Annotated in this window: 13 protein-coding genes; 8 read left to right on the top strand and 5 right to left on the bottom strand. The window is 69.6% G+C overall.

Features of this window, described 5'->3' with window-relative positions; translation table 11 throughout:
* Positions 1-2: 2 nt before the first annotated feature.
* Positions 3-1,520 carry an amino acid permease gene (locus ACWDZ6_RS00800; protein WP_451501129.1) on the top strand — a complete coding sequence of 506 codons (1,518 nt, stop codon included), beginning with the start codon at positions 3-5 and terminating at the stop codon, positions 1,518-1,520.
* Here ACWDZ6_RS00800 and ACWDZ6_RS00795 read toward each other — a convergent pair.
* On the bottom strand, positions 1,484-3,403 hold the full coding sequence (locus ACWDZ6_RS00795) for a protein kinase domain-containing protein (protein WP_451501128.1): 1,920 nt from the start codon (positions 3,401-3,403) through the stop codon (positions 1,484-1,486). The genes ACWDZ6_RS00800 and ACWDZ6_RS00795 overlap by 37 nt on opposite strands.
* A gap of 255 nt (positions 3,404-3,658) precedes the next feature.
* Between ACWDZ6_RS00795 and ACWDZ6_RS00790 the strand changes: the two genes are divergently transcribed.
* Complete coding sequence (locus ACWDZ6_RS00790) at positions 3,659-4,288, top strand: hypothetical protein (protein WP_451501127.1); 630 nt, start codon at positions 3,659-3,661, stop codon at positions 4,286-4,288.
* 135 nt (positions 4,289-4,423) lie between these two features.
* Here ACWDZ6_RS00790 and ACWDZ6_RS00785 read toward each other — a convergent pair whose 3' ends face one another.
* A complete protein-coding gene (locus ACWDZ6_RS00785; RefSeq protein ID WP_451501126.1) occupies positions 4,424-5,008 on the bottom strand; it encodes a biotin transporter BioY in 585 nt (194 codons plus the stop codon).
* A gap of 413 nt (positions 5,009-5,421) precedes the next feature.
* Here ACWDZ6_RS00785 and ACWDZ6_RS00780 point away from each other — a divergent pair, with 413 nt between their 5' ends.
* Together ACWDZ6_RS00780 and ACWDZ6_RS00775 are read left to right on the top strand one after the other, a co-directional pair.
* On the top strand, positions 5,422-6,831 hold the full coding sequence (locus tag ACWDZ6_RS00780; protein ID WP_451501125.1) for an amino acid permease: 1,410 nt from the start codon (positions 5,422-5,424) through the stop codon (positions 6,829-6,831).
* A 638-nt stretch (positions 6,832-7,469) separates the two neighbouring features.
* On the top strand, positions 7,470-8,111 hold the full coding sequence (locus ACWDZ6_RS00775; protein WP_451501124.1) for a superoxide dismutase: 642 nt from the start codon (positions 7,470-7,472) through the stop codon (positions 8,109-8,111).
* 141 nt (positions 8,112-8,252) lie between these two features.
* Here ACWDZ6_RS00775 and ACWDZ6_RS00770 read toward each other — a convergent pair whose 3' ends face one another.
* Positions 8,253-8,897, bottom strand: coding sequence for a mycothiol-dependent nitroreductase Rv2466c family protein (locus ACWDZ6_RS00770; protein ID WP_451501123.1), 645 nt, complete (start codon positions 8,895-8,897; stop codon positions 8,253-8,255).
* Between the two features lie 133 nt (positions 8,898-9,030).
* On the opposite strand from ACWDZ6_RS00770, the gene pepN reads away from it, so the two are divergent.
* On the top strand, positions 9,031-11,607 hold the full coding sequence (gene pepN / locus ACWDZ6_RS00765; protein ID WP_451501122.1) for an aminopeptidase N: 2,577 nt from the start codon (positions 9,031-9,033) through the stop codon (positions 11,605-11,607).
* 204 nt (positions 11,608-11,811) lie between these two features.
* A complete protein-coding gene (locus ACWDZ6_RS00760) occupies positions 11,812-12,834 on the top strand; it encodes a hypothetical protein (RefSeq protein WP_451501121.1) in 1,023 nt (340 codons plus the stop codon).
* 13 nt (positions 12,835-12,847) lie between these two features.
* On the opposite strand, the gene ACWDZ6_RS00755 is transcribed toward ACWDZ6_RS00760, so the two are convergent.
* Positions 12,848-14,008 carry a serine hydrolase domain-containing protein gene (locus ACWDZ6_RS00755; protein ID WP_451501120.1) on the bottom strand — a complete coding sequence of 387 codons (1,161 nt, stop codon included), beginning with the start codon at positions 14,006-14,008 and terminating at the stop codon, positions 12,848-12,850.
* A gap of 119 nt (positions 14,009-14,127) precedes the next feature.
* The gene (locus ACWDZ6_RS00750; protein ID WP_451501119.1) at positions 14,128-14,598 is read right to left on the bottom strand and encodes an NUDIX hydrolase; all 471 of its coding nucleotides are present in this window, start codon (positions 14,596-14,598) and stop codon (positions 14,128-14,130) included.
* Between the two features lie 80 nt (positions 14,599-14,678).
* Between ACWDZ6_RS00750 and ACWDZ6_RS00745 the strand changes: the two genes are divergently transcribed.
* Positions 14,679-15,194 carry a CGNR zinc finger domain-containing protein gene (locus ACWDZ6_RS00745; protein ID WP_451501118.1) on the top strand — a complete coding sequence of 172 codons (516 nt, stop codon included), beginning with the start codon at positions 14,679-14,681 and terminating at the stop codon, positions 15,192-15,194.
* Positions 15,188-18,514 (top strand): S8 family serine peptidase, encoded by a 3,327-nt coding sequence (locus ACWDZ6_RS00740; protein ID WP_451501117.1) that lies wholly within the window; start codon positions 15,188-15,190, stop codon positions 18,512-18,514. Before ACWDZ6_RS00745 ends, ACWDZ6_RS00740 begins: the two co-directional genes overlap by 7 nt.
* Positions 18,515-18,621: the final 107 nt, after the last annotated feature.

Here is an 18,621-nt window from a genome sequence, read left to right as displayed (position 1 = left end):
CCATGACCTCGCAGCAGACCCTTACGAAGGAAGGCGGACAGGCCGGTACACCCGGTAAGCCGCAGCCCTCAGACGGTCTCCAGGCCGGACTCAAGAACCGGCATCTGTCCATGATCGCCATCGGCGGTGTGATCGGCGCCGGCCTGTTCGTCGGATCCAGTTCCGGTATCGCCGCGGCGGGCCCGGCCATCCTTCTGTCGTACGCACTCGTGGGCGCACTGGTCGTCTTCGTCATGCGGATGCTCGGTGAGATGGCCGCTGCCAACCCGACCTCCGGCTCCTTCTCCGCCTACGCGGACCGGGCGCTCGGCCGCTGGGCCGGGTTCTCGATCGGCTGGCTGTACTGGTTCTTCTGGGTCGTCGTGCTCGCGGTCGAGGCAACGGCCGGCGCGAAGATCCTCGAAAGCTGGGTACCCGGGGTACCGCAGTGGGCGTGGGCACTGATCGTGATGGTCGTGCTGACAGCCACCAACCTGGCGTCCGTGTCCTCGTACGGTGAGTTCGAGTTCTGGTTCGCGGGCATCAAGGTCGTCGCGATCGGCGCGTTCGTGGTGATCGGCCTGCTCGCCGTCTTCGGCGTGCTGCCGGGCTCGGACAACCCCGGTGCGGGCTTCGCACACCTCACCGATGCCGGCGGATTCATGCCGAACGGTGCGGGCGCGATTCTGACCGGTGTGCTGATGGTCGTCTTCTCCTTCATGGGCAGCGAGATCGTGACGCTGGCGGCGGGCGAGTCCGAGGACCCGCAGCGTGCCGTCACCAAGGCGACGAACAGCGTGATCTGGCGGATCGGCGTGTTCTACCTGGGCTCGATCCTCGTGGTGCTGACGCTGCTGCCGTGGAACGACAAGTCGATCATCGACAAGGGCTCGTACGTCGCCGCGCTCGACTCGATCGGCATCGCGCACGCCGGCCAGATCATGAACGTGATCGTGCTGACGGCCGTGCTTTCGTGCCTCAACTCGGGGCTGTACACCGCCTCGCGGATGGCGTTCTCGCTCGGGCGGCGCGGCGACGCGCCGAAGGCCTTCGCGCGGACGAACTCCAGGGGTGTGCCGCAGGTGGCCATCCTCGGCTCCGTGGTCTTCGGCTTCCTCGCCGTCTTCTTCAACTACAAGTGGCCGGACACCGTCTTCGCGTTCCTGCTGAACTCCTCCGGCGCGGTCGCGCTGTTCGTGTGGCTGGTCATCTGTGTCACCCAGCTGAGGATGCGCGGGATCATCGAGCGCGAGATGCCGGACCGGCTTGTCGTGCGGATGTGGCTCTTCCCGTATCTGACGTGGCTGACCATCGCGATGATCCTGTTCGTGCTGGGCTACATGGTCTACGACGGCGGCGACGCGCGTGACCAGGTGCTGCTGTCGCTGCTGGTGGCGGCGGTGGTGATCGGCATCGCGGTCGCGCGCCAGATGTTCAAGCCAAGCGTGTCGGCGGTTACGGCCGAGTCGGCGGCTTCGGCCGACGATGTCGATGCCGACGACGATCAGAGTGGTGTGAAGGACGCGGTCACCCGGTCGTAAACGGTCAGCGCGGCACGCTGTGAGGCGGCGGCGTACCAGACGTTGAGCTGGTACGACTTGCCGCCCGCAGTGAAGCCGACCTGGCGGGCGCGCCATGGGGCGCCCGCCTGGGTGAAGACGTACTCCCAGATGATCGCCGGACGGCCGCGGAAGGTGGTGCGCTCCAGGCGGAGCTTGCCGTAGCCGGGAGCGTCACCGCTCTCGCGTTCGAACTGCTGCCATTGGGTGAGGAGATCGCCGCCTCGTGCGAGTGCGTACGAGGCGGCGATCTCTTGCTGTCCGTCGGGCGAGTGGTAATGCACGTTGGACGGGCTCTTGGCGCTGCGGGTCCAGCCGCTGGGCGGCGCCCAGGCGAATCCGGTCTCGCTGAGGGAGCCGGGGGCCGGGGCGCTGGGGGCCGGGGTGGGCGGGGCGCTCGACGGTCGCGGGTGGGAGGTGCCCGCGACGGTGGGGACATTGCTGTTCGAAGTGCCGGATGTGGCGTCGTCCGGGTGCCGGGTGATGAGGACGAGGACGATCGCGGTGCCGATGGCGAGGGCCGCGAGGGGTGCGGCGGCGACGAGAACGCGGGTGCGGGGTCGCTTCGGCGTCACCGGGGGCAGCACCCCGGACCCCCGGCTCGCGTCTGCCGCGGTGGTGGCGGCCGGCCGTGTCGGCTCGACGGGCGCGTAAGGCTGCGGGCGCGGGACGGCGACCGGCCCGGGCTCGGCGGGCTCGACCGCGGGGCCGGGCTGCGGGCGCGGGCAGGCGATCGGGGTCGGGAGCGTCGGGACGTACGGCACGGGTGCGGGAGGCTCCGGCCGCGGCGGGGGCGGATTCGCGGCGTCCGGCTCGGGCTCGACGGCCTCCGGCTGGGACTGGAACTCGGGCTCGGGCTCGGGCTCGGGCTGAGCCTCGGGCTCCGACTGGGACTCGGGCTCGACGGCCTCCGGATCGGGCTTCGCCGGGCGGCTCGGCTCCGGCTGCGGCTGCGGTTTCGGGGGCGTGATCGAGGCCGGGAGCGTCGGAACGTACGGCACCGGTGCGGGGGGCTCGTCCCTCGGCTCCGTAGCGACTCGGTCCGGCTGCGGGGACGCCACCCGTTCCAAGCCGGCATACAGCTCGTCGAGCGTCGGGCGCCCGTCCGGGTCCTTGAGGAGAAGGGACGACAGGAGCGGGGACAACGGGCCCGCCTCCGCCGGAAGTTCGGGCTCTTCGTAGAGCACAGCGTGCAGCGTCGCCAGAGTTGTCGGGCGGGCGAACGGAGACCGGCCCGCGACCGCGGCGCACAACGTCGCGCCCAGCGACCAGAGATCGGACGGCGGGCCCTGAGGACGCCCGCCGACGCGCTCGGGCGCCATGTAGTCGGGCGAGCCGACCAGCATCCCCGCCACCGTCAGCTGCGCCGCGTCCTGGATCGCCGCGATGCCGAAGTCAGTCAGGACGACTCTCCCGCCCGCCCCGATCAGCACATTGCCCGGTTTGATGTCACGGTGGAGGACTCCCCTGGCGTGGACCTCACGCAGCGCGGCGACCAGGCCCATCCCGATCCGCGCCGCCTCCTCCGGCGGCAAGGGCCCGTTCTGTACGAGGAGTTGTTCCAGGGAGCGGGAGTCGACGAGCTCCATCACGATCCACAGCCGGTCGCTCTCCTCGACCACGTCATAGACCCGCACCACATTGGGGTGGTCGATCCGCGCGGTCGCGCGCGCCTCGCGCAGAGTGCGTTCACGGCGGATGCGGCTGTCCTCCGCGTCCGTGTCGTCCATCCGCATCTCTTTGACCGCGACGGGGCGGTCGAGCATTTCGTCCGCCGCCCGCCACACCCGCCCCATTCCCCCCTGCCCAATACTTTCGTCCAGCCGGTAACGTCCCACCACCAATAGACCTGGAATTCCCGGCATTCCCTTCCGCCCCCCTCAGCACCTTCCGCACCTACTGCGACCAGGTCAGAAGCATGAACTTTCCACCATGAGAGCATAGTTGCCCGCAATCTTGTGGAACCCTTCTGGTACGCACTGCACGACGCGCACCAAGGGGGCTGGGAAATGCACGGAAAGCACTCAGGTCCAGTACCGGGATCAATCTCGGGCTCAATAGTCGCGGCTATTGCCGCCGGCGTACTGATTCTGCCGTTCAGCGCCTACGCAGACGATCCGGTGCCCGGGAGCAGCAAGGGGGGCACGCCCGGGCCCGCCGCACCCGCCGATGTGAAGATCACGACCGAGCTTCCGGGAAAGATCACGGTCGACAACAAGTCCGAGAAGACAACCGTCACAGCGAAGGTCGCCAACGGCGGGACCAAGGACAGCGGTCCCGTCACCCTCTCCGTCGTAGGCTTCGACGGTATGCGGATCACCGCGGTCGAAGGGTGTGTCCCGATTCCGGCCGGCCGGCTTCCGCAAGGCTCCAACAGCGGTTACGCCTGCGCCATCGACAACCTCGCGGCCGGCAAGGGCCGTTCGTACCAGGTGGCCGCCACCTTCGATCTGCAGAAGACCGGCAAGATCTGTCTGCCCGTCACCATGGGCACCGGTGAGAAGCTGATCTGGCAGCAGGGCCCCGTCCCCTTCGGCACCTCCCAGCCCACGCCGAACGCACCGGACACTCCCCTGCTGCTGGGCACGACCAATGTGCCCTTCGGGCCCGAGAATCCACCGGCCGCCGGCGATCTGCCGCGCACCGGTCCGGCCGACAGCACACTGCCGCTCGGTCTGGCCGCCCTCGCGCTCCTCGCGGTCGGCGGTACGGGTATCTGGTGGACGACGCGCAAGGCCGGGCGGCCCTGAACCCAGGGACGCAGCATGCAAGAGGGCCCGCAGCCGTCGGTGGCTGCGGGCCCTCCGCTTCGTGTGTCGCCGTACGATCCCGCCGTACGACCCCGCCGTACGACCGGGCGAACCTCTTCCGGCAGCACTACGGCATCAGCCCCGGCGGCCGACGAGCTTCCATGCCGTGGGCAGCGCGCCCATCGCCAGGGCGGCCTTCAGAGCGTCTCCGATGAGGAACGGCACCAGACCCGCGGCCACTGCCTGACCCATCGTCATCCCGGTGGCGAGGGCCAGGTACGGGACCCCGACCGCGTAGATGATCACGGAGCCGACCACCATCGCGCCCGCGGTGCGCAGCACGGAACGGTCGGCGCCGCGGCGCGCGAGGGCGCCGACGACCGTGGCGGCGAGCAGCATGCCGAGGATGTAGCCGAAGGACGGCATCGCGTAGCCGGAAGCGCCCTCCGCGAACCACGGCATGCCCGCCATGCCGACCAGCGCGTAGAGCGCGAGGGAAAGGAAGCCGCGGCGGGCGCCGAGCGCCGTGCCGACGAGGAGCGCGGCGAAGGTCTGGCCGGAGACCGGAACCGGTGAGCCCGGGACCGGGACGGTGAGCTGGGCCGCTATGCCGGTGAGCGCGGCGCCGCCGATGACGAGCGCGATGTCCCGGGTACGGGAGGCGGGCAGCAGGTCGGCGAGGACCGCTCCGGGACGGGAGGTGACGGAAGCAGTACTCATCGGGACTCCGCGGAGGTGAGGCAGGTAGGGACACGGTGACGCTATCCCGCGGTGATTCGCTCGATCACCATCAGCCGCCGACAAAGGACGATGGAGCGGTTTGGTGAGGATCAAACAAAAGGCGTCGATCACACGCGAGTTGGCGTGACGCTCGTCACTGAGGTCGGGGCCGAGTGGGTCCGTTTTGCGCGGAGGGGCGGACTCCGGGAGACTGTGGGATCCCGCCAATCCGGCTGCCGCAGCGCTCCTGGTAGTGGCGGGGCGCGAGGGGCGTTCGTGACGTTGGGCGCGGTACGCAAGTGTTCACCTTGTGTGAGCATCGTGCCCGTATAGCGGACATACGTTCCTCGTAAGCGGGTCCCGTGCCCAGACTGGTCCGCTCCCCCGTCTCAGCAACTGAACAGGGCACGCCCATGTCTCGGACCTCCGCGCCCGCGCCCGTCGACCAGCAGGCCGACGCTTCGCTCTCGCACGGACTCAAGCAACGCCATCTGTCGATGATCGCCCTCGGCGGTGTGATCGGCGCCGGACTCTTCGTCGGCTCCGGCGCGGGCATCGCCGCGGCCGGCCCGTCCATCGTCATCGCCTATGCGATCTCCGGCCTGCTCGTCATGCTCGTGATGCGCATGCTCGGCGAGATGTCGGCGGCGAACCCGGCCTCCGGCTCCTTCTCCGTGCACGCCGAGCGGGCGATCGGGCCCTGGGCGGGCTTCACCGCGGGCTGGGCGTTCTGGTTCCTGCTCTGTGTGGCCGTCGGCCTCGAGGGCATCGGCGCCGCGAAGATCATGACCGGCTGGCTGCCGGGCACGCCGGAATGGGCGTGGGTCGCCCTCTTCATGCTCGTGTTCTGCGGTACGAACCTGGCGGCGGTGAAGAACTTCGGCGAGTTCGAGTTCTGGTTCGCGGCGCTCAAGGTCGGCGCGATCGCGCTCTTCCTCGTCATCGGTGTGCTGGCGATCCTCGGCATCCTGCCGGGCACCGACGCGCCGGGCACCGCCAACCTCACGGGCGACGGCGGCTTCATGCCGAACGGCTCCGAGGGTCTCGTCGTGGGTCTGCTCGCCTCGGTCTTCGCGTACGGCGGCCTGGAGACGGTCACGATCGCCGCGGCCGAGTCCGAACACCCGGTCCAGGGCGTCGCCAAGGCCGTGCGTACGGCGATGTGGCGCATCGCGGTCTTCTACATCGGCTCGATGGCGGTCATCGTCACGCTGGTCCCCTGGGGCGACCCGAAGGTCGTCGAGAAGGGCCCGTACGTCGCGACCCTCGACCACCTGGGCATCCCTGGCGCCGGCCAGATCATGAACGTGGTCGTGCTGGTCGCGCTGCTCTCGGCGATGAACGCCAATGTCTACGGCGCCTCCCGCATGGCCTGCTCGCTGGTGGCCCGCGGCCAGGGGCCGAGGGCGCTCGGCAAGGTCTTCGGCGGCGTGCCGCGCATCGCCGTACTGGTCTCCTCGGTCGTCGGCTTCGCGTGTGTGCTGCTCAGCTACTGGCGGCCCAACGATGTCTTCATGTGGCTGCTCAACATGATCGGCGCGATCATCCTGGTCGTGTGGACCTTCATCGCCGTCTCCCAACTGGTGCTCCGTCGCCGGATCGAGCGCGAGGCGCCGGAGAAGCTGGTGGTGCGGATGTGGCTGTACCCGACGCTGACGTGGGTCGCGCTGGCGGGTATGGCGACGATCTTCGTCCTGATGGCACGCGAGGCGGACACGCGTACGCAGCTGTACTACACGGGCGGGCTGACGCTGGCGCTGGCTGTTGTGGGGTACGTGCGCCAGGTGACGGCGCGGCGGGGCGGGGCGACGCGCGAGGAGTGAGTAGGGGCCGGGCCGTCCGGTGGCCGGGCCGTCCTCAATCGCCGGACGGGCTTGGGATTCCGCCAGAACCGGCCGGGGTTCCGCCAGGACCGGCGATCGGATACGGCGCCCCGGGCCGCGGGTCGTCCTCAATCGCCGGACGGGCTTGAGTTTCCGCCCGGACGGGTTGAGATTCCGCCCGGACCGGCTTGGGATTCCGCCAGGACCGGCTTGGGATTCCGCCGGAGGCGCGCGATACGTATGGGACCCCCGGGCCGCCACGGCCCGGGGGTCCTTCGCGTTCCACGGACGTGTGGGGGGAATGCGGGACGACACGCGCGCACACCGCTGGCGTCGCCTCGTTTTTCGCCTTGCGCGCCCTCTATCCACACCGCGCGGCATATGACAATCTCGCCTCCCCGCTCCGCTCGCCGCGCCTCCGCCTCCCCGCGAACGAGGCGCGCGAGCGGATCGGTGTCAGCCCGGATGACTGCCCACCGCGACCTGGACGAGTTCGAACGCCAGTACATCGCCGGAGAGTTCAGCGGCGGGGTCACGGCACGGCCGCCGGGCGCCTTCGAGCCTGATCACCCCCCGACCCTCCTGCTGCTAGCGTGCATCTGCATAAGATGTGCAATAAGCAGTCGGAGGGACCGGCCATGGCCATGTACACGCTTCCTGAACTTCCTTATGACTACGCGGCGCTCGAACCTGTCATCAACCCGCAGATCATCGAGCTCCACCACGACAAGCACCACGCCGCCTACGTCAAGGGCGCCAACGACACCCTCGACCAGCTCGCCGAGGCGCGTGACAAGGAGACCTGGGGCGCGATCAACGGCCTGGAGAAGAACCTCGCGTTCCATCTCTCCGGCCACATCCTGCACTCGATCTACTGGCACAACATGACCGGCGACGGCGGCGGTGAGCCACTGGAGAAGGACGGCGTCGGCGAGCTCGCGGACGCGATCGCCGAGTCCTTCGGCTCCTTCGCCGGCTTCAAGTCCCAGCTGACCAAGGCCTCCGCGACCACCCAGGGCTCGGGCTGGGGCGTCCTCGCGTACGAGCCGGTCAGCGGCCGTCTGATCGTCGAGCAGATCTACGACCACCAGGGCAATGTCGGCCAGGGCTCGGTCCCGATCCTGGTCTTCGACGCCTGGGAGCACGCCTTCTACCTTCAGTACAAGAACCAGAAGGTGGACTTCATCGAGGCGATGTGGAAGGTCGTCAACTGGCAGGACGTGGCCAAGCGTTACGCCTCCGCCAAGCAGCGCGCGTACAACCTCCTGCTCGCTCCGTAGCACCGGCGCCGCAGCACCGCATGGTCGTCCTGCTCGTGATCGTCTTCTCAACCTTCACCTGCAGGCGGAATGACGAAGGACCCTCGCGAGAAACCTGACTCGCGGGGGTCCTTCCATGAGCGGCGCGGGGTACTCGCCGGGTCAGTCGAAGACGGGGCCTTGCGTGCGCGTGCGCTTGATCTCGTAGAAGCCCGGGATGGACGCGACCATCAGCGTGCCGTCCCACAGCTTCGCCGCCTCCTCGCCCTTCGGGGCGGGCGTGACGACCGGGCCGAAGAAGGCGATCTGCTCGCCGTCGGTGCCGGGCACCGCGATGACCGGCGTGCCGACCTCCTGGCCCACCTTGTCGATGCCTTCCTTGTGCGAGGCGCGCAACTCGGTGTCGTATGCGTCGGAGTCGGCGTACTCGATCAGCTCCGCCGGCAGGCCGGCCTCCTCCAGCGCGGCCGCTATCGCCTCACGGGTGGCGCCCTCGCCGCGGTTGTGGAAGCGGGTGCCGAGCGCGGTGTAGAGCCTGCCGAGGACCTCGTCGCCGTACTTCTGCTGCGCGGCGATGACAACGCGGACCGGGCCCCACGCCTGCTTCATTCCCTCGCGGTACTTCTCCGGGAGCTCGTCGAGCTTGGGCTCGTTGAGGACGGCGAGACTCATCACATGCCAGCGGACCTCGACATCGCGGACCTTCTCCACCTCGAGCATCCAGCGGGACGTCATCCAGGCCCAGGGGCACAGGGGGTCGAACCAGAAGTCGGCCGTGATCTTGCCGGGCTTGCCGTTCTCTGACATGTCTCTCCTCGTTAGCACGTCGCGTGCGCCTCGAACGGGCAACGCCACCGCTCGCCCGGGGATTCCCGGATACCGCGTGCCAGGTGCACATGGGAGGATCGGTGCTGTTCGAACGAGACACGAAGGAGTGCCCGTGCCCGGTGAGAATCTGTCCCGCGACGAGGCCCGTCAGCGGGCCGAGCTGCTGTCCGTCGACGGGTACGAGGTCGCGCTCGACGTGCGTTCGGCGGTCGGGGAGGCCGCGGACGGCTCCGGGCCGCGCACCTTCCGGTCGGTGACGACGATCCGCTTCCGCTGCGCACAGCCGGGCGCCCCGACCTTCGCCGATCTGCTGGCGCCCGCCGTGACGGCCGTGACGCTGAACGGCGAGAAGCTGGACCCGGCCGCCGTCTTCGACGGCTCGCGGATCGCGCTGGACGGCCTCGCCGCGGAGAACGTGCTGATCGTGGACGCGCAGTGTGCCTACAGCCGTACGGGCGAGGGGCTGCACCGCTTCGTCGACCCGGAGGACGGTGAGGTCTACCTCTACACCCAGTACGAGCCGGCCGACGCGCGCCGTGTCTTCGCCACATTCGAACAGCCCGACCTGAAGGCGCCGTTCCGCCTGGAGGTGACCGCGCCCGACGGCTGGACGGTCTGGAGCAACGGAACGGGCGCGCTCGATGAGGACGGGGTGTGGCGGTTCGCGGAGACGAAGCCCATCTCGACGTACATCACGGCGGTCGTCGCCGGTCCGTACCACTACGAGACCGACCTCTACACCCGGACCCTCGACGACAACACGACGCTGGAGATCCCGCTCGGCGCGATGTGCCGCAAGGGTCTCGCCCGGCACTTCGACGCCGACGACATCTTCCTGGTGACGAAGCAGGGCCTGGACTTCTTCCACGACCACTTCGACTACCCGTACCCCTTCGGGAAGTACGACCAGGCGTTCGTGCCCGAGTACAACATCGGCGCGATGGAGAACCCCGGGTGTGTGACCTTCCGCGAGGAGTTCGTCTTCCGCGGGAAGGTGACACAGGCGTCGTACGAGCGCCGGGCCAACGTCATCCTGCACGAGATGGCGCACATGTGGTTCGGCGATCTGGTCACCATGCAGTGGTGGGACGACCTGTGGCTGAAGGAGTCGTTCGCGGACTTCATGGGCTCGTTCTCGCTGGTGGAGGCGACCCGGTTCAGCAACGGCTGGGTGACCTTCGCCAACAACCGCAAGTCGTGGGCGTACCGGGCCGACCAACTGCCGTCCACCCATCCGATCACGGCCGACATCCATGACCTGGAGGCCGCGAAGCTCAACTTCGACGGGATCACGTACGCGAAGGGCGCGTCCGTACTGAAGCAGCTGGTCGCCTACGTGGGGCGCGATGCCTTCCTGGAGGGCGCCAGGCGCTACTTCAAGCGGCATGCGTACGGCAACACACGCCTGGGTGATCTGCTGTCCGTTCTGGAAGAGACGTCCGGGCGGGACTTGACGTCCTGGTCCCGGTCCTGGCTGGAGACGGCGGGCGTCAACTCGCTGACGCCCGTGGCCACTTACGACACCGGCGACCGGATCACCCAGCTCGCCGTGCTCCAGGACGGCGACGAGCTGCGGCCGCACCGGGTGGCGGTCGGTCTGTACCGCAACGAGGTGGGTGCGCTGGTGCGGTACGCCCGCGCCGAGGTGGACGTCACCGGTGTGCGGACGGTCGTGGACGGCCTGGCGGGCGCTGAACGGCCCGATCTGATCCTGGTCAACGACGAGGACCTGACGTACTGCAAGATCCGCTTCGACGAGGGCTCGCTGGCGACACTGCGGGCACATCTGGGCGACATCACGGACCCGCTGGCGCGGGCGCTGTGCTGGTCGGCGCTGTGGAATCTGACCCGGGACGCGCTGATGCCGGCGCGGGACTTCATCGATCTGGTGCTGCGGTTCGCCGGCCGCGAATCGGACATCGGCGTACTGCAGATGGTGCACGCGTGGGCGCGCTCGGCGCTCCAGCACTACGCCGCGCCCGAATGGCGCGAGCAAGGTGGGCGGCTGCTGGCGGAAGGGGCGGTGCGCGAGCTGCGGCTGGCCGAGCCGGGCAGCCAGCACCAGCTGACATGGGCGCGGTTCCTCGCGACGACGGCGACATCGGCGGCCGATCTGCAACTGCTGCAGGGCCTGTTGGAAGGTACGGCGAAGATCGACGGCCTGGAGGTGGACCAGGAGCTGCGCTGGGCGTTCCTGGAGCCGCTGGCCTCGCACGGGGTGGCGGACGCGTCGGCCATCGCGGACGAACTGGCCCGCGACGACACGGCCTCGGGCAAGCGCCACCAGATGCGGTGCCTGGCGGCACGGCCCTCGGCGGCGGTGAAGGACCAGGCGTGGGCTCAGGTCGTCGAGTCCGACGCGCTCTCCAACGCGCTGGTGGAGGCGACGATTTCGGGCTTTGTGCAGGCGGGGCAGCGGGAGTTGCTGGCTCCGTACGCGTCGAAGTACTTCGAGGCGATCGAGCGGGTGTGGGCGGACCGGTCCATCCAGATCGGCATGGACGTGGTGAAGGGCCTGTTCCCGAGCCTGCAGGACGACGAGGGGACGCTGTCGGCGACCGACGCGTGGCTGGACGGCCACGCGGGTGCGCCGCCGGCGCTGCGGCGTCTGGTGCTGGAGGCACGGGACGACCTGGCGAGGGCGCTGCGGGGACAGGCATGCGACGGAGGCGCGGGGGCGGGCGCCTGAGGGGGTGCGGGGGCGGGTGCCCGAGGTCTTCTTCCCTCCCCCCGCCCCTTCCCCCGGGGGCAGGCGACCGCCGGGGCCGCGCACGGCGCGAAGTGGCTCTTTTCGGCAGTCGAACGTCCGTACTTTAGGACGGGGTTGTCCTGAATTGTCGACGGGCTTGTAACAGCGGTTAGCGGGCCGTCCGACCGCGGGCATCCCCCGGACATGAACAACACCCCACTCTCCCCCCTCCCCCTGAGTCACCTCTCCACCGTGCAGTTGCGCGTGCTGTCGGTCGCGCAACTGCACGCCCATGGCGTCTCGGCCGCCAGGGCCACCGCGCAGTGCCGCCCCGGTGGGCCCTGGCAGCTGATGCTGCCCGGTGTGTTCCTCCTGCACCCCGGGCCGCCGACCAGCGAGGAACGGCTGCACGCCACGCTGCTGTACGCCGGGCGGCCGGCGCTGCCCGCACAGTCCGGGGTGCGGAAGACCGACGCGCTCCGGTACGGCGAGGCCATGATCACCGGGCTCGCCGCGCTCGCCCTGCGTCGGTTCCCCTCCGCCCCTCCGCTGCTCTCCCTCGACCGGATCGACGTCCTCGTGCCCCGCACCCGGCGGCTGCGGTCGATCGGATGCGCCCGGCTGGTGAGGGCACACGCCCTGCCGAGAGCGGAAGTGATCAGCGGCCTGCCCGTCGCGCCCGTGCCGCGCGCCCTCGCGGACGCCGTCGCGCAGCTTTCCGACGCGAATGCCGTACGGCGGCTGCTCACCGAGGCGGTACGCGGCGGACACTGCGAACCAGCCGCCGTCGTCGCGGAGTTGAACCGCGCGCGGCTGCTGAACCGGCCCCATGTGGTGGACGCCGTCGGCTCGCTGCTCGCCGAGGGGCGGGCACTCGCCGAGTCCCGGCTGTACCAGCTGGTGCGGAGCGCCGGACTGCCCGAACCCGTCTGGAACGTGGATCTGCGGCTGCCCGGCGGCCCGCATCTCGGCGGTGTGGACGCCTACTGGCCCGGGCCGGCCGTCGCCGTGGAACTCGACACCCGCGCGCCCCGCCACGACGAGGCGCTGTGGTCGGAGTACGCCCGCAAGCGCGAGCACCTCGAGCGGCTCGGCATCACCGTCGTACACATCACGCCGAAGAAGCTGCGGGAGTCACCGGAGCAGCAGGCGACCGTGGTCCGTACGGCGCTGAGGGCAGCGGCGGAGCGCGACCCGGCCGCCTACGTCGTCGTGCTCCCGCGCTGAGCCGCAAGCCGCGTCAGCCGCAGAACTCCGCCTCGACGACTGCCTCGCTGTCCCCCGCCCAGTCGCCGTTGAAGTTCAGCGCCAGCGAGTGGCTCCCGTCCCGCGTGGTGAGCGCCTCGGACGCGGAACCGTGAATTCCACCGCCGTGACCCCAGACCTCGGTGCCACAGCTCGTCGTGTGCCGCATCAGGCCGAGACCGTAGCGGTTGTACGGCTCCTCCGGGTCCGTCGGGACGGTGGTGGTCATCTCCCGCAGTTGCCGCCGCGGCAGCACATCGCCCTTCAGCAGCGCCCGGTAGAAGCGTTGCAGATCGGCGGAGTCGGAGACCATCTCGCCGGCCGCCCCGGCGGCCGACGGGTTCAGTTCGGTCACGTCATGGATCTTCGCCTTCGGGTCCTCGGACAGCTTCGAGTAGGCCCGGCCGCTGGGGCGCGGCATCCGTGCCTCGGTCCCGGGCAGGGAGGTCGCGCGCAGATGGAGCGGGCGCAGGATCCGGCGCTCGATCTCGGATCCGTAGGGATGCCCTGTCACCCGTTCGACGACCATTCCGGCGAGGACGAAGTTGGTGTTGGAGTACTTCCAGGCCGTGCCGGGGGCGAACTCGGGGCTGTGCCCCATCGCGAGCCCCACCAGCTGCCGCGGCGTCCACGTGTCGTAGCGGTGCTGGAAAAAGCCGTCGCCGAAGACCTTCGCCAGGAAGCCCGGGTCGCCGGTGTAGTTGTAGATCCCGCTGGTGTGGTTCAGGAGTTGCCTCAGGGTGATCCGGCGTCCGTCGTGGCCGTGGCCGCGCACCACGCCGGGGAGCCACTGCTCCACGGTGTCGTCCAGGCTCAGTCTGCCCTCGGCCTCCAGCTGGAGCACCACCGTGGCGACGAAGGTCTTGGTGATGGACCCGACGCGGAAGCGGTCCTGCGGCAGGCGCTCGCGTCCGGTCCGCAGATTCGCCACGCCGGCCGTGCCGCTCCAGGTGCCGTCGCGGTCGTGCGCCTGGGCGACGACTCCGGGCACTCCGTCGCGGACGGCGGCCTCGATCGCCCGCTGGGTGCCGCGGTGGGTCTCACCCGTGCCGCTGTCCGCGGCGGCCGGGCTCACCAGGGCGGCGGTGGCCAAGGCTGCCACCGCCACCACTCCCGTCAACGCCGCCCGGAACGTACGTACCGTACATAACGACATACCAGTCCCCTGTCGATTGTCTTCCACTGCTCCGCGGCCGCTGATCTGCGGCTGCGGTCGGCCGTAGGGACTCGGGCGGCGCGTGCGGCGTTGCCTGTGGCGGAAGGGTTGAGCGGCTATCAGCCGTTCCTGGCGATCCGGCCCACGGGGGGCCGGGACCGCCACAACTCCAGTCCTATGTCGACGAGTTCGACCCGCTCCAGATCTGTCACCGCGTCCAGCGAGTGCCAGGCGGCGAGGTCCGTCGACCCGTCCGTCTCATGGCGCAGCTCGCCGCCGGCGATCCGGCCCTCGTACACGATGCGCAGCCCCTGGAAGTCGGCGAACGCGCCGAGCTTGCGCGGGTACTGGCGACGGATGGTGTCGAGGCCGAGCAGCGCGGTCATTTCGGACGCGTATCCCGTCTCCTCCTCGACCTCGCGGACGACCGTATCGAGCGGGTCCTCCCCGTGGTCCATGCCGCCGCCCGGCAGCGTCCACTTCTTGACGCCGTCACGGGCCACCCAGCGGGCGAGCAGGATCTGATCCTCCCGTACGCACACGGCGTAAGCCGCGACCCTCAACTCCCTGTTGCGCAACTGCCTGTTCATGCGGTGAGGGTAGAGGTACGAACGCCGGCGGACTTCGAACGGGCGGACTTCGGACAGGCCCTCGTCCTGCTCAACACCAGGTGGGCGCAGCACGGCGCGCGCCAGGACCCGCCGACCGGGGCCCACGGGCTGCCGACCCGGCCGACGGCCTCGCGAAGCGGTTCACCGCGGACTCGGCCACCCTGAAGCGGACGCGGACGCCCGGGACGCGCTCGCCGCCCTCGTCGACACCCCCGGTCCGCTGCGCACCCGCGCCGGACCGGATCCGCGCCTGCGCGCGTGAGGCGTGCGCCCTGCACTTCTTCGACAGGTCAGGGAACGGCACGCGCCGCTGGTGCTCCATGGCGGTGTGCGGCGACCGCGCGACGGCATCGCGGCACTACGCCCGCACCCACGAGGACGGGGAAAGGCGACCGCGGCTTGTCCCGAAAAGTACCCAATTGTCCCGCATGGCGTATCTGCCGCAGTGGCGGATCTACGCCATGATGGGTTCACGTCTCGGCCAACTCTCCACAAACCCCTGTCACTTACGAAAGGCTGAGCGGTCATCCGGCACCGAATTCCGGACCCTTACCTTTCACAAACAGGGATGCTGATGACCCCCGAATCCCAGAGCTCCATTCCAGGGCGCTCCGTACCAGGTCACAGACGCGTGGCCCGTATAGCGGCCGCCGCGTCGCTCGTGACCGCACTGATCGCCGCGGGCGCTGCGCCGGCCTTCTCGGCCTCGCCCGCCGACGATCCGGCCGGCACCTCCGGTGTCAAGGCCAAGTCCTCCTCCGACAAGCTCGGTTCGGCCGACGCCGATCTGCTCGCCCAGGCCGAGGCCAAGGGCGAGAAGAGCGTCACCGTGATGGTCGCCACCGCACCCGGCGCGACCGAGCAGGTCGCCGGGCAGCTGGACGCCGTCCAGGGCGCCGTCGTGGGCAGGACGTTCGACCAGCTCGGTTATGTAAGGGCCACCCTTCCCACCGCCAAGGCGGAGGCCGCGCTGAAGGCGGCGGCCAAGCTCTCCAGCGTCCACGGCATCGACCTCAAGCACGAGGTCAAGCTGGACGACCCGACCCCCGCGGGAGACACCACCAAAGCCGCGGGCACCGCGGGTACGCGGGCCACGACGTACCCGGCGCCCGGAAAGAACACCCCGGCGAAGAACCCGTACAACCCGTCCTTCGAGACCGGCGCGGTGGACTTCGTCAAGGAGCACCCCAAGGCCGACGGCCGCGGCGTGACGATCGGCATCCTGGACTCCGGCGTCGACCTCGGCCACCCCGCGCTGCAGAAGACCACCACCGGTGAGCGCAAGATCGTCGACTGGGTCACCGCGACCGACCCGGTGGCGGACGGCGACGGCACCTGGCGCCGGATGTCGCTCGACGTCAGCGGACCGACGTTCGCCGTCAACGGCCGTACGTACTCCGCCCCGGCGGGCGCGTACAAGTTCAACCTCTTCGCCGAGTCCGCCACCAAGGGCGGCGACATGGCCGGTGACCTCAACCGGGACGGCGACACCACGGACGTCTGGGGCGTGCTGTACGACCCGGGCACCCGGACCGCCACCGTCGACCTCGACAACGACGGGAACTTCTCGAACGACACCGTGATGAAGCCGTACAAGAACGGCTTCCAGATCGGCTACTTCGGCAAGGACAACCCGGCCACCGAGGTCGTCGAGCGGATCCCGTTCGTCATCGAGGTCCGCAAGGACGTCGTATACAACGCCGCGGGCGCCAAGGCCGACTACGTCAACATCGGCGTCATCGAGAGCGAGCACGGCACCCACGTCGCCGGCATCACCGCCGCCAACAGCCTCTTCGGCGGCAAGATGAACGGTGAGGCGCCCGGCGCCAAGCTGGTCTCCTCGCGCGCCTGCACCTGGAGCGGCGGCTGCACCAACATCGCGCTCACCGAGGGCATGGCCGATCTGGTCATCAACCGCGGCGTGGACATCGTCAACATGTCCATCGGCGGTCTGCCCGCGCTGAACGACGGCAACAACGCCCGCGCCGAGCTCTACACCCGGCTCATCGACACCTACGGCGTCCAACTGGTGATCTCGGCAGGCAACGAGGGTCCGGGCACCAACACCATCGGCGACCCGGGCCTGGCCGACAAGGTCATCTCCGTCGGCGCCGGCATCTCCAAGGCAACCTGGGCCGCCAACTACGGCTCCGGGGTGACCAAGAAGTACGCCATGCTCCCCTTCTCCTCGCGCGGCCCGCGCGAGGACGGCGGCTTCGCGCCCATCATCACCGCGCCCGGTGCCTCCATCAACACCACCCAGACCTGGCTGCCCGGCAGCCCGGTCAAGGAGGCGGGCTACCAGCTCCCGGCCGGCTACTCCATGCTGCAGGGCACCTCGATGTCCTCGCCGCAGGCCGCGGGCGCGAGCGCGCTGCTGCTCTCGGCCGCCAAGCAGCGGCACATCGAGCTGACCCCGGCGAAGCTGCGCACGGCGCTGACCAGCACCGCGCACCGTATCCCCGGAGTGCAGGCGCATGAGCAGGGCTCCGGCCTGATCAACATCGTGGATGCCTGGGACGCCATCGAGGACGGCGCCACCGCCCACGAGTACGGCGTCAAGGCTCCGGTCGACACCGCGATCGACTTCGCGCTGAAGACCCCGGGCTTCGGCACCGGCCTCTACGACCGCGAGGGCGGTCTGAAGGCCGGCCAGAAGAAGTCGTACGACGTCACCATCACGCGTACGACCGGACCGGACCGTCCCGTGCGGCACGAGCTGGACTGGAAGTACAACGACGGCACCTTCGACCTGCCCGGATCGGGCGCGGTCACGCTGCCGCTGAACCAGCCGGTCACCGTCAAGGTCGAGGCCAAGCCCCGCACGGCAGGCGTGCACAGCGCGATCCTCGAATTGGACGACGAGCGCACCGAGGGCGTCGACAAGCAGATCCTCGCCACCGTGGTCGTCTCCAAGCCGCTGGCGAAGCCCGTGTACAGCTTCTCCGACACCGCCTCGGTACAGCGCAACAGCAGCAAGTCGTACTTCATCACCGTGCCGGAGGGCGCGAAGAACCTGGAGGTCGCCCTCGGCGGCCTGGCCAAGGACAGCCAGACCCGCTTCATCGGCATCCACCCCTACGGTGTGCCGGTCGAGGACAGCTCCACGATTTTCTGCTACCCCAATTACAACAATCCGGCGAACACCTGCCGTCCGGACTTGCGCTCGTACGCCGAGCCGACCCCGGGCGTCTGGGAGATCGAGATCGAGTCGCGGCGCACCTCTCCGCTGCTCGACAACCCGTACAAGCTGGACGTGACCCTGCTGGGTGCCTCCTTCGACCCGGCCGTCAAGACCCTCCCCGAGGCGAAGGTCGGCACGCCGACCCCCGTCGAGTGGAAGGTCACCAACGGCTTCGCCGCCATCGACGGCAAGCTCGCGGGCGGCTCGCTGGGCTCGGCCAAGGTCTCGCGTCCGTCGATCAAGAACGGTGAGTCGCAGGAGTCGACGGTCACCATCGGTGAGGGCGTCGAGCGTCTCGACGTCGCCATCGGCGGCGTCTCCGACACCGCGGCCGACCTGGACCTGTCGGTCTTCCTGAACGGCGTCCGGGTGGGCCAGTCCGCGGACGGCGACTCCGAGGAGGCTGTGAGCCTGCTCAAGCCGGCCGCGGGCACGTACACCGTCGTGGTCGACGGTTACTCCGTCCCGGCCGGGACCACCGAGTACAACTACCGCGATGTGTTCTTCGCGGCCTCACTCGGCTCGGTCAAGGTCGACTCGACCAAGCCCGTCAAGCTCGCCAATGGGGCGTCGGCGCAGGTCAGCGCCGAGGTTCTGGTGGGCGGCCCGGCTCCCGAGGGACGGCAGTTCTTCGGCGAGGTGCAGCTGCTGAACGGTCGCGGCACAGCCGCGGGCGCCGGCAGCGTCGTGATCGAGAAGGTCACTCCGTAGCGGTGTGACGTGACGGAGTGAGCCGTACGACGGCGGGGCGGGCGCTCTTCGGAGCACCCGCCCCGTCGGCATGTCCTGACTCACACGTCCCGAAGCCCGGACAATGG

This window comes from Streptomyces sp. NPDC002926 (assembly GCF_053591755.1).
The sequence above is the reverse complement of the archived record's forward strand: the minus strand, read 5'-3'. Positions and strand labels throughout refer to the sequence as shown.

Coding starts and splice junctions, on each gene's coding strand:
- ACWDZ6_RS00755 (WP_451501120.1), bottom strand. CDS start 14,008: ATGTCGTTATGTACGGTACGTACGTTCCGGGCGGCGTTGACGGGAGTG.
- ACWDZ6_RS00780 (WP_451501125.1), top strand. CDS start 5,422: ATGTCTCGGACCTCCGCGCCCGCGCCCGTCGACCAGCAGGCCGACGCT.
- ACWDZ6_RS00750 (WP_451501119.1), bottom strand. CDS start 14,598: ATGAACAGGCAGTTGCGCAACAGGGAGTTGAGGGTCGCGGCTTACGCC.
- ACWDZ6_RS00740 (WP_451501117.1), top strand. CDS start 15,188: ATGCTGATGACCCCCGAATCCCAGAGCTCCATTCCAGGGCGCTCCGTA.
- ACWDZ6_RS00760 (WP_451501121.1), top strand. CDS start 11,812: ATGAACAACACCCCACTCTCCCCCCTCCCCCTGAGTCACCTCTCCACC.
- ACWDZ6_RS00775 (WP_451501124.1), top strand. CDS start 7,470: ATGGCCATGTACACGCTTCCTGAACTTCCTTATGACTACGCGGCGCTC.
- ACWDZ6_RS00800 (WP_451501129.1), top strand. CDS start 3: ATGACCTCGCAGCAGACCCTTACGAAGGAAGGCGGACAGGCCGGTACA.
- ACWDZ6_RS00770 (WP_451501123.1), bottom strand. CDS start 8,897: ATGTCAGAGAACGGCAAGCCCGGCAAGATCACGGCCGACTTCTGGTTC.
- ACWDZ6_RS00785 (WP_451501126.1), bottom strand. CDS start 5,008: ATGAGTACTGCTTCCGTCACCTCCCGTCCCGGAGCGGTCCTCGCCGAC.
- ACWDZ6_RS00795 (WP_451501128.1), bottom strand. CDS start 3,403: ATGCCGGGAATTCCAGGTCTATTGGTGGTGGGACGTTACCGGCTGGAC.